Source organism: Uruburuella testudinis (assembly GCF_022870865.1).
GTDB classification, from domain to species: domain Bacteria; phylum Pseudomonadota; class Gammaproteobacteria; order Burkholderiales; family Neisseriaceae; genus Neisseria; species Neisseria testudinis.
Window position 1 is genome coordinate 1348051 of the sequence record NZ_CP091508.1, and the last position, 15547, is coordinate 1363597.

Annotated in this window: 11 protein-coding genes; 8 read left to right on the forward strand and 3 right to left on the reverse strand. The window is 52.1% G+C overall.

The window, feature by feature from the left end:
• Window positions 1–420 precede the first annotated feature (420 nt).
• From fdnG to LVJ83_RS06260, 3 genes are read left to right on the forward strand one after another with little or no spacing between them, the layout of a single operon-like run.
• The gene (gene fdnG / locus LVJ83_RS06250; protein WP_244787361.1) at window positions 421–3537 is read left to right on the forward strand and encodes a formate dehydrogenase-N subunit alpha; all 3117 of its coding nucleotides are present in this window, start codon (window positions 421–423) and stop codon (window positions 3535–3537) included.
• A 12-nt stretch (window positions 3538–3549) separates the two neighbouring features.
• The gene (gene fdxH, locus LVJ83_RS06255) at window positions 3550–4470 is read left to right on the forward strand and encodes a formate dehydrogenase subunit beta (protein ID WP_244787363.1); all 921 of its coding nucleotides are present in this window, start codon (window positions 3550–3552) and stop codon (window positions 4468–4470) included.
• On the forward strand, window positions 4470–5141 hold the full coding sequence (locus LVJ83_RS06260; RefSeq protein WP_244787365.1) for a formate dehydrogenase subunit gamma: 672 nt from the start codon (window positions 4470–4472) through the stop codon (window positions 5139–5141). Before fdxH ends, LVJ83_RS06260 begins: the two co-directional genes overlap by 1 nt.
• A 433-nt stretch (window positions 5142–5574) precedes the next feature.
• Here LVJ83_RS06260 and LVJ83_RS06265 read toward each other — a convergent pair whose 3' ends face one another.
• The 3 genes from LVJ83_RS06265 to LVJ83_RS06275 all read right to left on the reverse strand — a co-directional run bounded on the left by LVJ83_RS06265 (window position 5575) and on the right by LVJ83_RS06275 (window position 9251).
• A complete protein-coding gene (locus LVJ83_RS06265; RefSeq protein WP_244787367.1) occupies window positions 5575–6492 on the reverse strand; it encodes a formate dehydrogenase accessory protein FdhE in 918 nt (305 codons plus the stop codon).
• Window positions 6493–6672: 180 nt separating this feature from the next.
• Window positions 6673–7482 (reverse strand): formate dehydrogenase accessory sulfurtransferase FdhD, encoded by an 810-nt coding sequence (fdhD, locus tag LVJ83_RS06270; protein WP_244787369.1) that lies wholly within the window; start codon window positions 7480–7482, stop codon window positions 6673–6675.
• Window positions 7483–7979: 497 nt separating this feature from the next.
• Window positions 7980–9251: a hypothetical protein gene (locus tag LVJ83_RS06275; protein WP_244787371.1), complete on the reverse strand. Its 1272-nt coding sequence runs from the start codon at window positions 9249–9251 to the stop codon at window positions 7980–7982.
• 250 nt (window positions 9252–9501) lie between these two features.
• On the opposite strand from LVJ83_RS06275, the gene LVJ83_RS06280 reads away from it, so the two are divergent.
• The 5 genes from LVJ83_RS06280 to cls all read left to right on the forward strand — a co-directional run bounded on the left by LVJ83_RS06280 (window position 9502) and on the right by cls (window position 15156).
• A complete protein-coding gene (locus LVJ83_RS06280) occupies window positions 9502–9789 on the forward strand; it encodes a hypothetical protein (RefSeq protein WP_244787373.1) in 288 nt (95 codons plus the stop codon).
• Window positions 9790–10284: 495 nt separating this feature from the next.
• Window positions 10285–11451: an ADP-forming succinate--CoA ligase subunit beta gene (sucC, locus tag LVJ83_RS06285; protein ID WP_244787375.1), complete on the forward strand. Its 1167-nt coding sequence runs from the start codon at window positions 10285–10287 to the stop codon at window positions 11449–11451.
• Window positions 11452–11462: 11 nt separating this feature from the next.
• Complete coding sequence (gene sucD, locus LVJ83_RS06290; RefSeq protein WP_244787377.1) at window positions 11463–12353, forward strand: succinate--CoA ligase subunit alpha; 891 nt, start codon at window positions 11463–11465, stop codon at window positions 12351–12353.
• A 116-nt stretch (window positions 12354–12469) separates the two neighbouring features.
• Window positions 12470–13531, forward strand: a complete 1062-nt coding sequence (gene hemE, locus LVJ83_RS06295) for a uroporphyrinogen decarboxylase (protein WP_244787379.1) — start codon at window positions 12470–12472, stop codon at window positions 13529–13531.
• A 131-nt stretch (window positions 13532–13662) separates the two neighbouring features.
• Window positions 13663–15156: a cardiolipin synthase gene (cls, locus tag LVJ83_RS06300; RefSeq protein ID WP_244787381.1), complete on the forward strand. Its 1494-nt coding sequence runs from the start codon at window positions 13663–13665 to the stop codon at window positions 15154–15156.
• The last annotated feature ends 391 nt before the right edge of the window (window positions 15157–15547 follow it).

Here is a 15547-nt window from a genome sequence, read left to right on the forward strand (position 1 = left end):
TAAGATTAAGTCGCACAGTACTGGGGTGTCCTGACAATTTTTTTGCCTGGCATCTGCATTTCCAGGAACAAAAATTCCCTCATACACGAATTGTCAGGACAGCCTAGGCAACCATCGCGGGAAAACCCGCCTGGTCTGTATGGGTGAATTTCTATTAATGATAATTAAAATCAATAAAAATGCATTCCAAATAAAATTAGACTATGCCCCCCGAAATAGCTTACAATTCATTACATCATCTTGCTATCGGCAACAGATTGATGGCGGTTTCGGAGTATTCGGCCAGATTGCCCTGCAATACAATCATAAAAGGCCATGTTTTTCATGGTCTTAATGCCGTCGGCAAGACATCAATAAAGTTTGAATGAATAACAAGGCCGTCTGAAAAAAGCGGCTGAAAAATCAGGCAGGAACACAACCATGAATGTAACCAGACGGCAGTTTTTCAAAGTCACCGCCGCCGGCGCAGGTGCGTCCGGCTTGGCGGTAATGGGCATGATGCCGACCAATGCGTGGGCAGAAGTGCGCCAATACAAGCTTTCTCGCGCATCAGAGGCGCGTAATAACTGCACTTATTGCTCGGTAGGCTGCGGCACGATTCTTTATAGTTTGGGCGATGGTGCCAAAAACGCCAAAAAATCCATTTTCCACATTGAAGGCGACCCTGATCATCCGGTCAGCCGCGGTTCACTCTGCCCGAAAGGCGCATCGTTGATTGATTTCGTGCACAGCCCCAACCGCCTGCATTTTCCCGAAGTGCGCGAGCCGGGCAGCAACGAGTGGAAACGCATTTCATGGCACGATGCGCTGACCCGCATTGCCCGCCACATCAAAGACGACCGCGATGCCAACCTGATTGTTAACAACGAAAAGGGTGTGCCGGTGCACCGACTGCCCACTTTGGGCATGCTTACCGCTTCTGCTTCTTCCAACGAAACCGGTATCCTCACCCAAAAATGGATGCGCTCGCTCGGCATTGTTGCCACCGATGCGCAGGCGCGTGTGTGCCACGGCCCTACTGTGTCGGCGCTGGCTTCCACTTTCGGCCGCGGGGCGATGACCAACACTTTTGTCGATATTCAGCACGCCGATTTCATTATGGTGATGGGGGGTAATGCCGCCGAAGCCCACCCGGTCGGTTTCAAATGGGTGATTGAAGCGAAAAAGAAAAAAGGCACCAAATTGTTTGTGGTCGACCCGCGCTTCAATCGCACCGCCGCCGTTGCCGATTTCTATGCGCCCGTGCGCTCGGGCAGCGATATCGCCTTTTTGGGTGCATTGATTAACTGGCTGATTGAAAACGATAAAATTCAATGGGAATATGTTAAAGCCTATACCAACGCCAGTTTTATCGTGGCGGAAGGCTACGACTTTAACGAAGGCATGTTTTCCGGCCACGAAGGCGAAACGCCCGACGAAGACAAAAAAGAAGAAGAAAACCCCGAAGTGGCCAGCCGTGTCGGCAAGCGCAGCGGTTTTTACGACAACGAAACCTGGTATTACGAGCTCGACGGCAATGGTTATGCCAAAACCGACCCCACGCTGCAACATCCGCGCAGCGTGTGGCAGTTGCTGAAAAAACACTATTCGCGCTACACGCTCGATATGATGAACACCATCTGCGGCACCTCCAAAGAAGACTTTCTGAAAGTGGCCGAAGCATGGGGCGAAATGGCGGCGCCGGATAAAGCAGGCACCATTCTTTATGCATTGGGCTGGACGCAACACACCACCGGCACCCAAATTATCCGCACGATGGCGATGGTGCAACTGCTGTTGGGCAATATCGGCATGTCGGGCGGCGGTGTCAACGCATTGCGCGGCCACTCCAATATTCAAGGTTTGTCTGATTTGGGGCTGCTTTCCACTGCGTTGCCGGGCTATCTTTCACTGCCGAGCGAAGACCGCCACCGCACTTTCCAAGAATACATCGAAAAACAAACCCCCAAGGCTTTGCAACCTGGCCAGCTCAATTATTGGAGCAACACGCCGGCCTTTTTCGTCAGCTTTTTGAAGTGGATGTATGGCGAAAATGCCACCCGCGAAAACAACTGGGGTTACGATTGGCTGCCGAAATGGGACAAAATGTATGATATTTTGCAGCTCACCGAATTGATGTATCAGGGCAAAGTAAACGGTTTGCTGGTGCAGGGCTTTAATGCGCAAGGCTCGTTCCCCGATGCGCATCGCGTTACCGAAGCATTTTCCAAATTGAAATACATGGTGGTGATGGATCCGCTGGCTACTGAAACCGCATCGTTTTGGCAAAACCACGGCGATGCGCATGATGTTGATCCGGCCGCCATCCAAACCGAAGTATTCCGCCTGCCCACGCCTTGTTTTGCCGAAGAGGCCGGCTCAATTGTGAATTCTTCGCGTTGGCTGCAATGGCACCACCCCGGTGCGAAGCCGCCCGGTGAAGCCTTACCCGATCTCGATATTTTGGGCGAATTGCATATGATGCTCAAAGCACTGTATGAAAAAGAGGGCGGCACCGCGCCTGAGCCGATTACCAAACTGGCTTGGCACTATAAAGACCCGTATGCACCGACGCCGGAAGAAATGGCCAAGGAATCAAACGGCTATGCTTTGGCGGATATTAAAGACGAAAACGGCAATATTGTGCGACGCAAAGGCGAGCTGCTCGACGGCTTTGCCCAATTGCGCGACGACGGCAGCACCGAATGCGCCACCTGGATTTTTTCAGGTTCTTGGACAGAGCAGGGCAATCAAATGGATCGCCGCGACAATACCGACAGCGGTTTGGGCAATACGCCGAAATGGGCGTGGGCATGGCCGGCCAACCGCCGCATCATCTACAACCGCGCCTCTTGCGATCCGAGCGGAAAACCGTGGGATCCGAAGCGCGTGCTGATTCATTGGGACGGCAAAAAATGGGCAGGCGCCGATGTGGCTGACTTCAAAGCCGATGCCGCACCCGATTCGGGTATGAATCCGTTTATTATGAACGAAGAGGGCGTAGGCCGCCTGTTCTGCGCGCGCAAGTTGGTGGACGGCCCCTTCCCCGAGCATTACGAGCCGCTTGAATCACCCATCGGCACCAACCCGTTACACCCGAGTGTGGTGCAAACTCCGGCGATGCGGTTGTTTGACAGCGTGAAAGACCGCATCGGTACACACGAAGAGTTTCCTTATGTCGGCACCACCTACCGCCTGACCGAGCATTTCCAATTCTGGACCAAGTCGGTGAAACTGCTGATGATTGCGCAACCGCAGCAATTTATCGAAATCAGTGAAGAGCTGGCGAAAGAAAAAGGCATTGAAAAAGGCGATTGGGTAAAAGTAAGCTCCAAACGCGCCTGGATTAAGGCAAAAGCCGTGGTAACCAAACGCGTGGTGCCGTTGCAGATTAACGGCAAAACCGTGCATCAGATCGGCATTCCTTTGCATGGCGGCTGGGAAAACGTCTCCGGCGAGAAGCAGTTCCTCGTGAACTCGCTCACACCTTTTGTCGGCGATGCCAACACCCAAACGCCCGAATACAAAACCTTTTTGGTGAATATTGAAAAAGCATAAGGAACGGAAATCATGGCATTACAATCATTAGACATCAAACGCCGTTCCGCCACCGCCGGCATTACCCCGCCGCCGGGCGTGCGCCGGCCGGAAGAAGTGGCCAAACTCATCGACGTTACCACCTGTATCGGCTGCAAAGCCTGCCAGGTAGCCTGTTCGGAGTGGAACGATATTCGCGACGAAATCGGCACCAATCACGGCGTGTATGACAACCCTATGGATTTGACATCCAAAAGCTGGACGGTAATGCGCTTCAGCGAAGTGGAAGAAAACGGCAAGCTCGAATGGCTGATCCGTAAAGACGGCTGTATGCACTGCGCCGACCCCGGCTGCCTCAAAGCCTGCCCGTCGCCCGGAGCGATTATTCAGTATCACAACGGCATTGTAGATTTCCACGAAGAAAACTGCATCGGCTGCGGCTACTGCATTTCCGGCTGCCCGTTCAATGTGCCGCGCATCGATAAAAAAGACCACCGTGCCTACAAATGCACGCTGTGTTCCGACCGCGTGGCCGTCGGCCAAGAGCCCGCCTGTGTGAAAACCTGCCCCACCGGCGCGATTCAGTTCGGCACCAAAGAAGACATGAAAGGCGTGGCCGCCGAGCGGATTAAAGATTTGAACAACCGCGGCTACGACAAAGCGGGTTTGTATGACCCCGAAGGTGTGGGTGGTACGCATGTGATGTATGTGCTGCACCATGCCGACAAGCCCGGCCTTTATCACGGCTTGCCGGAAAACCCCAGCATCAGCCCGACTGTGAAACTGTGGAAAGGCTTCTTGAAACCTCTGGCTACCATCGGCATCGCCGCCGCCACGCTGACCGGATTCTTCCATTACATCACCGTCGGCCCCAGCAAGGCTGAAGATGAAGAAGACGCGCCCGAAGTCATCGGTAAAGACGGCAAAACCCTGCACGGCGAGGAGGATGCATAATGAAAGAAAAACTGATTCAACGCTATAACCGCAGTGAGCGTATCAATCACTGGATTGTGGCCGTGTGTTTTGTGCTGCTGGCCATTTCCGGCCTGGCATTTTTCTACCCGGCCTTTTTCTGGCTCACCGGTGTATTCGGTACCCCGCAATTAGCGCGGATTATCCACCCCTTTGTGGGCGTGGTGATGTTTATCGGCTTTTTCGTACAGTTTTTCCGCTATTGGAAACACAACTTCCTCGATAAAGAAGATGTGAAATGGATGAAATCAGTCAAAACCGTGCTTAAAGGCCACGAAGTGGGTGATATCGGCAAATACAACGGCGGTCAGAAAGGCATGTTTTGGCTGATGACCGGTTGCATGATTGTGCTCCTGTGCACCGGCATTATCGCCTGGCGCCCGTATTTTGCCGAACTCTTCCCCATTCCCATTATCCGCCTGGCCTTACTGTTTCATGCTTGGGCAGCACTGATTCTGATTGCGGGCATTATTGTGCATGTATATGCCGCTTTCTGGGTGAAAGGCACCATTCGCGCAATGGTAGAAGGCGTGGTTACACAAAAATGGGCGAAAAAACACCACCCGCGCTGGTATCGTGAAATGTTGGCAAAAAACGAACAGGCCGAGCAGGATAAAGTAAAACCCAATATTACACCAAAAAACAGCCGGTAATTCATACAGATAAAGCAGCCTTTTGGGCTGCTTTATCTGTATGAAAAAATGGCGGCCTTGGTAAAATATTTTTCAGCATAGAAAATTCAATCATACCCATTCATAAAAGTAAGTTAACAAGGCGGCGAGCCGAAGATATAGTAAAAGAAATTAAAAACTAGTACAAATCCACAAAAAGTGGATTGTCTTGATACGCTTTTTTTCTATTTCTTGTGGATTTGTGCTAGTTTTTAATTTCTTTGACTATATTATGAAAGCAGCCGCTTACAGGCTGCTGGGTGTTGGAACACGGATTTTGAAGAAATCCGTGTGGCTGCGTTTGCCGGCCGCTTGCGGTGAAGCAATCAGCTGGTGGTGATAAACCGGCGGTGTTGTCAGCTGCCTTCATGCATCTGGGATTCTTAAAAATCTTGTCATCTGACGTAACCGGCTATTATTCCGCAGACAGTAAAAACGGATTACTGCCTGCGCGGCTGTAGCCTGCTTCGCCGACTAAAATATCCAGCCCTAATGATGCCAGGTCGTCGGCAATGGGGTCGGCGTATTGTTGTTTTTCCAAGCGGTAAAGTTTTCGGTAGCTGCGGCATGTTTCACAGCTTTCGGCTTTGGCACCCAATAAGGGGGCGACTTGGGTGGGGGCGGTATCGGTTTCGATTTCTTGTATGCCCATGCCGCTGCTGTCGCCGCAGGTGGGGCATTTGGCGCGTAAGGCATTCCAGCGGCTGTTGCAGTGCGGGCAGTGCATGTAGCGAAATCCTGCTAAATCGCCTTTGGCCAATACTACGCTGCCGACGGCTTCTGTGCCGCAGCAGGGGCATAGGGTGCGTTCTTCTACTGGGGGAACGTCGTCTTCGGTCAGTTGTGCTGCCCATGCGGTCCAGATGATTTGCAGGGCGGCTTGTACCCAAATGATGGCGGCTCGGTCGCTGTTTTCTATTTTTGATGTGGATACGCGCTTGGCCAATGCTTCGGTTTCTTCGCGGGTAAGTGCGGCGAGCCTGTTTAGTTCGGCTTGTACGGTCATGTTTGGCTGATGGTTGATTTCGTTTAACAAATCGGTAAATACGCCGTAAAAATCAGCCGGCACTTGCTCTGTTGCGGCCGGGGGCAATGTTGTGCTGCCTTGGCGCAAGGGCGGTGGGGTGAAGCGGTGTTTGGCCGATACGGCATGTTGTGCGGCGGTCAGTTTGCCCAACAGTTCGAGATACAGGCGCCATTCGCTGTTGTCGGCTTCGGCCAATTCAAAAAAACGCATGCTGCGTTCTTCAAAAACATGGCTGGCAGGTGCTGTCCAAAAGGGTGTGTGAAAGAGGCCTTTCTGTATGGTTTCGGCAGGTTTGGCGGTGGTCATGATTTTCCTTATGCAGCCTAAGGCTGTTGGTTTTATTGAATGATGGTTTGTTTTCAGACGGCCTGATATTCTTTAATATTCTAATATTCTTTTTTTGCATGGATTGCATTGGCTGGCGGGCCGGCGATATTGTGAAACCTATTGATGCCGATGCAAGGCGCTGCGATGTTGCGGCAGGTATTAAGCTGTTTCACGATAACAGATAAACCCGGTATGGCTGTATATGCTGAACTGGTGTGGTTTGGCGAAGCCGGCCAGGGTGATGCCCGATTGTTCGGCCAGCCGCACGGCTAATGCGGTGGGTGCTGATACGGCCACAACGCAGCCGATGCCGAGCATGGCTGCTTTGGCGATCATTTCATAGCTGGCACGGCTGGAAATCAGTGCAAACCCCTGCTGCCAATCTAGCGCTTGGCGGGCGCCGAAGCCCAGCAGTTTATCTAATGCATTATGGCGGCCGACATCTTCAAATAAATATTGGATTTCGCCGCCGACTACCCATGCTGCGCCGTGTACTGCGCCGGTTTGGCTGCGCAAATGCTGGTGCGATTGCAAATGATTCAAGGCCGTCTGAATATCGGTGGCACGGATATTGCCGTTGCGCACCACTTGTGGCAGTTCGGTGGGTATGGCCGCGAGGCTGTCGATGCCGCATAAGCCGCAGCCGGTACGGCCGCTCATGCTGCGGCGGCGCGCTTTCAGGGCTTGAAATTGGGCCGAAGCGATTTCCAGATGCACTTCAATGCCGTTGCAAGCCTGTTTCACTTCAATATCATAAGCTTGGCCGGCATGCTGCAAAATGCCTTCGCTCAGGCTGAAGCCCAGCGCCAGTTCGGCCAAATCGGCAGGTGTTGCCATCAATACTACGTGGGCAATGCCGTTATACACCAGCGCTACCGGTGTTTCTTCGGCCAAAATATCATCATTTGTGCAAGCTGCGCCGCCGTTGATCCGGCAAACGGAATGCAGGCTTTTTGTATCGAAATTCATGGTTTGGTATAGGCGGTTATTCAGGGCTTGCCGGGCATCTGTATTTTTAGGAACGACCATTCCCTTGTTAATAATGTCAGAACACCCCGGCCATAACATTATTAAAGCTATTGCAAACGAAATGTCGGCATGGTTTGGCATTATAACCATTTTTGCCGCATAAATCTGTTTCGCCCGCCCGTAAAGCGGTGAATGGAAGTGGGGAGCGCACTGCTTGGCTTTGTGTTCAACGCTGCAGCTTATCTGCTTGTTTTGCGTTGACAGGAGCAGATAAAGTTTGGTGGTTTTTGCATGGGCGTCATTCCTGTTTGGTCATCATGCGGCACATCAACATAAGCCGATGCCGTCTGAAAATCTTGATGGTTTTCAGACGGCATGAATGATTAAAACATATTGTCGTCGGGGCGCAGCCTGTGAGTTTTCTGTTTGCCCTTAACGTTGCGATTATGGATATCGCAAACACCGGGCGGCTTCAGACGGCCTTTGCCGGCATCATCTTAAAAGCTATACGAAAGCTGCAAACGGTTTTGTAAAAACTCATTGTCGTTGCCTTGCCGTTTTTGCATGCCGGCAAAATCGCTGATGCTCAAACCTTTCAGACGGCCTTGAAAGCGGTAGGTGCCGAACAGCAAGTATTCGGTCATTTTATGGCTGCCTTGACCGGCGTTGTTGGATGCGCGGACGTGGGTAAGGCGGCTGCCCATAAATAATTTATTGTTAACCGCGCCGGTGAGTTCGGCAGACCATGCATTGCCTGCACCGAGATCTTGGGTGCTGGTGAAGAAGGGCTGAGCGAAAAAGGGGCCGGAAGAAGTGTTGTGCGCATAAGGTGTGGGCAGTGCGCCGTTGTGATAGGCATCGGCTTCGTTAAACATATGGTTGTAGGCCAGTTTGAGGTTGGCGCTCGGGGTGGGCTTGAGCTTGACTTGTATGCCGGCAACTTTGCTGTCTACTTTGCCGAGGTAGGCGCTGCCGGTATCGTTGCCATACATGCCTTGCAGGCTGATTTCGGGCTGCCATTTGAGATTGCTCATGCCGTAATTGGCTTCTGCATAATAAAGGTTTAGCAAGTCATCATAATGTTGCACCCACAGCCGGCCTTTCAGGTAGTGGTCGCCCAATGGTATTTTTTTGGCCGCGCCGATGGCTGTCATGCCGTCGGTGTCTTGGCTCAGGCCGATAAACGGGTCGTCTTTCAGGCGCGAGCCTTTGCTGAACTTGCTGGTGCCGTAGCTTTTGAATTTGTTGGCTTTGGTGGCGCGGATAAAATTGTCGGCATCGCCATAGCGGATGTCGATGCCTTGATACAGATAAGGCAATACGCGGAAATTGCTGTAGTCGCCGACAAAAGGGATATCGGCAAGACGTTGGTTGCCGGCGGTCACCGCAAATTTTTGGTGTTGCCATTTGATATAGGCTTCACCCAGCCCGAAGGTGTCGTCGCCCAACTCGGTTACCGGGCTGGAGCCTTGATCGAGATTATGCTGCCCTTCGATACCGATGGCCGCCTGAAAACCGTGATAGGGCGCGGTTTTGTAGGTGGCATAACCGCCAATCGCGGTAGCATCTTGGCTGTTGCCGCTGAAATAAGCATTATTGAGCGAGTAGGATTGTAGGCGCAGGCTGCCGTCGATGCTGCCGCAGCTAAGAGCTTGGCTGATGTTGCCGGCGTTGTCGTTTTCGCATGCTGTGTCGTTGGAAAGCGGCATGGCTGATGCCAGTGAGCAGCAGGTGCCGAGGCTGAGAAATAAAATGGTTTTGGAGGTCATCGTGATTTCCGCATGGTTGGTGTCGGTATACGCAACATTCGGCTAAGCGATGTTGCAATGTGTTAAATCAGGATAAATTGTTAACAATTTATTTTGTATTGTCAACAATTATTTGCAGTTTGGTGATGTGGGGCAAAAAGTGAGCCTATTTTATGCTAAAAGAATATCGCAGTTGGGGGAGCAAGTTTGCTGTATCTCTGATTCCGAACGCACTATAATGGCCGCTGATTGTTTTGTGACCTAATCGATAATGAATAAAGAACTGCTCGGCATTTTATTTTTACCGGCGGGCGTGATCAGCATGTGTTTGGCCGGGCTGTGGCAAATATATGTGATGATGACTGAAAGCCATACTCTCAACCGCTTTAAAGACAAACAGCTGGTTTGGGTGGTGGCGGCCTTGTTTTTCAGCTTCAGCCTGGCTGTTTACTGGTTTTGTCCGAATGCCCGCAAAAAAGGCTGGTTGTTTGCGATACTGGCTGTCGGCGGGGTGGCGATGTATGTGTCGGCGCGAATGTGGCTGCCGTTTGGCCGCTAGGGTATCCTGGCAATTCGATTTACGGGTGTATTTTGCCCCTGAAAACGCATCTGCGGCGTTAAAAAGCCTCGCAAGATATTCAATCTTGCTGTGTTTTTTGCCTGGCATCTGCATTTTCAGGGGCAAAAATCCCCTCATAAACAAATTGTCAGGATACCCTAGCGTATCTGCCTGTGTGTAGTGGTTTGTAATTGATTCAGGCCGTCTGAAAGCATTTTTTGCCGATTTATTATCATTTGAAATCCATTACGGCATCATTATTGCTTTCAGACGGCCTTGTATTTAACCTTGGGCGCTTTTGAGCTAGGATACCCTAACATTCCGCCAACCGTTAATTTGGCTCAAATAAAAAGATAAAAAATGGTGGCAGCATGGCTTGAAGTAGTGAAATCCACAGCGATTTCGACTATACTGTTTCCGTTTGAGCAAACAGTCGGATTATGGCATCCCACTTATCGAAGATGCCGATTATCAACAACTATAGAGGACGATTTCATGAACTTACATGAGTATCAGGCAAAAGAACTGTTGGCAAGCTACGGCCTGCCCGTGCAAGGCGGCATTTTGGCTGCCAGCGGAGACGAAGCGGCCGCGGCTTACGACAAGCTCGGCGGCAAATTTGCCGTGATTAAAGCGCAGGTGCACGCCGGCGGCCGCGGCAAGGCGGGCGGTGTGAAAGTGGTGAAAAGCCGCGAAGAAGCCAAAGAAGTGGCCGACAGCCTGATCGGTACCAATCTCGTTACCTACCAAACCGACGCCGGCGGCCAACCGGTTAACAGCGTTTTGGTTTGCGAAGATATGTATCCGGTGCAAACCGAATTGTATTTGGGCGCAGTGGTCGACCGTTCGACCCGCCGCGTAACCTTTATGGTTTCGACCGAAGGCGGCGTGGAAATTGAAAAAGTAGCCGAAGAAACGCCTGAAAAAATCATCAAAACCACCGTTGATCCGCTGGTGGGTCTGCAACCCTGCCAAGCACGTGAAGCCGCGTTTGCTCTGGGCTTGAAAGACAAACAAGTCAATCAATTTGTGAAACTGATGACCGGCGCTTACCGCGCATTTGTAGAAAATGATTTCGCCCTGTTTGAAATCAACCCGCTGGCCGTGCGCGAAAACGGCGAGCTGGCCTGCGTAGACGGCAAAATCGGCATCGACAGCAACGCACTTTACCGCTTGCCGAAAATTGCCGAGTTGCGCGACAAATCGCAAGAAAACGAACGCGAGCTGAAAGCTTCCGAATTCGACCTCAACTATGTTGCCCTTGAAGGCAATATCGGCTGTATGGTAAACGGCGCAGGCCTGGCCATGGCCACCATGGACATCATCAAACTTTACGGCGGCCAGCCGGCCAACTTCCTCGACGTAGGCGGCGGCGCCACCAAAGAGCGCGTGGTGGAAGCATTTAAGCTGATTTTGGAAGACAAATCGGTGCAAGGCGTTTTGATTAACATCTTCGGCGGTATCGTACGCTGCGACATGATTGCCGAGGCCATCATTGCTGCGGTGAAAGAAGTGAACGTTACCGTGCCCGTGGTGGTGCGCTTGGAAGGCAATAATGCCGAATTGGGCGCGAAACTGCTGGAAGAATCCGGCTTGAAACTGACTTCTGCCGACGGCTTGGCCGACGCAGCCGAAAAAATCGTTGCAGCCGTTAAAGCCTAAGGAGAAAATGAATGAGCGTTTTAATCAATAAAGACACTAAAGTATTGGTACAAGGTTTCACCGGCAAAAACGGTACGTTCCACTCGGAGCAAGCCATCGCTTACGGCACCAAAGTAGTGGGCGGCGTTACCCCGGGCAAAGGCGGTCAAACCCATCTGGATCTGCCCGTATTCAACACCATGAAAGAAGCCGTAAAAGAAACCGGCGCCGATGCATCTGTAATCTACGTGCCGGCACCGTTTGTGCTCGATTCGATTGTTGAAGCTGTCGATTCAGGCGTTGGCCTGGTGGTGGTAATTACCGAAGGCGTGCCCACTTTGGATATGCTCAAGGCCAAACGGTATCTCGAAACCAACGGCAACGGCACCCGCTTGGTCGGCCCCAACTGCCCGGGCGTGATTACACCGGGTGAGTGCAAAATCGGCATTATGCCGGGGCACATCCACCAGCCGGGCAAAATCGGCATCATTTCCCGTTCAGGCACGCTCACTTACGAAGCCGTGGCGCAAACCACCAAACTGGGCTTGGGTCAGTCGACCTGTATCGGTATCGGCGGCGACCCGATTCCGGGCATGAACCAAATCGATGCACTGGAGCTGTTCCAAAACGATCCGCAAACTGAAGCCATTATCATGATCGGCGAAATCGGCGGCACCGCAGAGGAAGAAGCCGCCGAATACATCCAATCAAACGTTACCAAACCGGTAGTCGGCTATATTGCCGGCGTTACCGCGCCGAAAGGCAAACGCATGGGCCACGCCGGTGCGATTATTTCCGGCGGTAAAGGCACGGCGGAAGAGAAATTCGCAGCGTTTGAAAAAGCCGGTATGGCTTATACCCGCAGCCCGGCAGAGCTTGGCAGCACCATGCTGGAAGTGTTGAAAAGCAAAGGCATGGCATAAATAGCTGTGTGGTTTTAACAGGCCGTCTGAAACGTTTCAGACGGCCTTTGTTTTTCACGGCAGCAATTGTTTCATGCTATCATCTGCCCCTGAAATCTTAACCGGAATCTGAAAAAATGACTGCTTTAAAAAACGATACTTTCCTGCGCGCGCTCTTGAAAGAGCCGGTCGAATACACGCCGGTGTGGATGATGCGCCAAGCCGGGCGCTATCTGCCCGAATATAAGGCCACCCGCGCGCAAGCGGGCAGTTTTTTAGATTTGTGTAAAAACACCGAATTGGCCACCGAGGTAACCATTCAGCCGTTGGAGCGGTTTGATTTGGATGCGGCGATTTTGTTTTCCGATATTCTCACCGTGCCCGATGCTATGGGCTTGGGGCTGTATTTTGCGGAGGGCGAAGGGCCGAAATTCGAGCGTGTATTGCAACATGAGGCTGATATTGCCAAGCTGGAAGTGCCCGATATGGCCAAGCTCGGTTATGTGTTTGACGCGGTATCATCAATCCGCCGCGCGCTTGACGGCCGTGTGCCGCTGATCGGTTTTTCAGGCAGCCCGTTTACGCTGGCCTGCTACATGGTGGAAGGCGGCAGCAGCAAGGAATTCCGCACCATTAAAAGCATGATGTATGCGCGCCCGGAGCTGCTGCATAAAATTCTCGATGTTAATGCGCAGGCGGTAACGGCTTATCTGAATGCGCAAATCGATGCCGGTGCGCAGGCGGTGCAGATTTTCGATACTTGGGGCGGTGTGCTCAGCGATGCGGCGTTTGCCGAATTCAGCCTGCGCTATATGCAGCAAATTATCGGCGGTTTGAAACGTGAAAACGAAGGCCGCTGCGTGCCGGTGATTGTGTTTACCAAAGGCGGCGGCTTGTGGCTGGAGCAAATGGCGGCCATTGGCGCCGATGCACTGGGGCTGGACTGGAGCTGCAACATCGGCGAAGCCCGCCGCCGGGTGGGGGAAAAAGTGGCGTTGCAGGGCAATTTCGACCCGTTTGCTTTGTTCGGCACGCCCGACAGCATCCGCACCGAAGCGGCGCGTATTTTAGCGGCTTATGGCACGGGCAGCGGCCATGTGTTCAACCTCGGCCACGGCATCAACCAGCATGCCGACCCCGAACACGCCAAAATTTTGGTCGACGCGGTACACGAATTGTCGCGCCGATACCATTGTTAAGCCCGTGGTTGATCCGGTGCAAAGGGCCGTCTGAAATGTTTCAGACGGCCTTTGTAATCAAACAGATATTTTGCTTGATGGCCTGATTCTTATATAATCAAGGCCGTCTGAAAGAGAGCGGTCGGTGAATCATGGAAGCATTTCGCGAAATTCCCTGGGGTGAAATCCTGCTTTATCTGCACACTGCTGCCGTGGTGGGCTGCACGGTGCGTGTGTTATACAAACAGCGCAATATCGGCAGCGCTTTTGCCTGGCTGATTTTGCTGTTTGTAGTGCCGTTTGTGGGGGTGGGGCTTTACCTGTTAATCGGTGAGCCGCGCTTGGGCACGGCGCGCAGTAAGCGCACCGCAGAGATGAACCGGTTTTACAGCGAAGTGAGCGAGCGCTATCTGGCGGATGTGCATCTGGCCATACGCGACGACGTGTCGCCGCATTATCGCGGTATCAGCCATGTATCCGCCGCAGTAACCGGCCTTTATGCCACCCGCCACAACGATATGGCGCTGCTGCACACCACCGACAGCATTCTCGATGCCATGCTTTTCGACATTACCCATGCCGCCGAAACCTGTGTGCTGGCTTTCTACATTATCGACCCGCAAGGGCGCATCGAAACCCTGTTGGAAGCTGTGGAAGCGGCTGCGGTGCGCGGCGTGAGCTGCATTGTGATGGCAGATGCGGTGGGCAGCGAAGATTTCTTTAAAAGCACCTGGCCCAAGCGCCTGCAAGCGGCCGGCATAAAAGTGCAAAAAGCCCTGCCGGTGGGCATCTGGCGCACGCTGTTTACCCGCACCGATTTGCGCAATCACCGCAAGATTTTGATTGTCGACAAAAAAATCGGCTATACCGGCAGCTTTAATCTGGTCGACCCGCGCTATTTCAAGCAAGGCGCCGGCGTGGGCGAATGGGTAGACGTGATGATGCGCTGCACCGGCCCCTTGGTGTTGGAAATGGCGGCGGTGTTTTACGCCGATATCGCCGTGGAAGACGAGCGCAATTTGGGCGAAGTGCAGAAATACCTCACCGGCTTTGCCGAGCAAGTGCCCGCGATGCTGCCCGAAAAAATCAGCAGCGGCAATGTGGTGGCGCAAGTGATTCCTTCCGCCCCCAATCAAAGCGAGCGCGTGATTTACGACACCATCATCTGCGCCATTCATGCAGCCGAACGCAGGCTGATGATTACCACGCCGTATTTCGTGCCCGATGAGCCGCTGTTGCAGGCGCTTACCACCGCCGCCCGCCGTGGCGTGGAAGTGACGCTGATACTGCCTGCGAAGGTAGATTCGATGATGGTGCGTTATGCTTCGCGCGCATACTACCCGCTTTTGCTGGAAGCCGGCGTGAACATTGCCCTTTACCAAGGCGGCCTGCTGCATGCCAAAACCTTGACCGTAGACGAAGATTACGCGCTTTTCGGCACCGTTAACATGGATATGCGCAGCTTTTTTCTCAATCTCGAAATCAGCCTGGCCATTTATGACCGCAACATCACCGCCCAAATTGCCGCCCGCCAGCTCGCATATTTGGGCGACAGCCAGCCCATCAACGTAAGCGCTTGGCAGCAACGCTCGAAATGGTGGGGGTTGGTGGAAAACACGGTAAGGCTGATGAGCCCGTTGTTATAGTTTCCCACGCCAAACCTGATGTAGATAGTTCAATAAAAGAAAAACGGGTATAAAAACAATAAACTTCAAATTGTGCGCAGATAGCATGAAGGCTGCTGCTTGATTTTTGTTGCAGGTTTTCATGGTGTTTGCGCACGATTTGTATCATTTTTTTGCATAAGATGCGGTGCGGATATTGAGGCCGTCTGAAAAAATTTTTCAGACGGCCTGTGTTTTTGTAATGAAGTGTTAAAAAATATTTGCTATTTTATATATAATAATATATATTCTCATTCAATAAAAAATATTCAATGATAAAAACCCTTATTATTTTAAACATATGAGAAAACATCATAATAAAACAGCTGCAACATCATCCGTGTTGATGGTTTGCCCATCGCCGTTCGAGCCG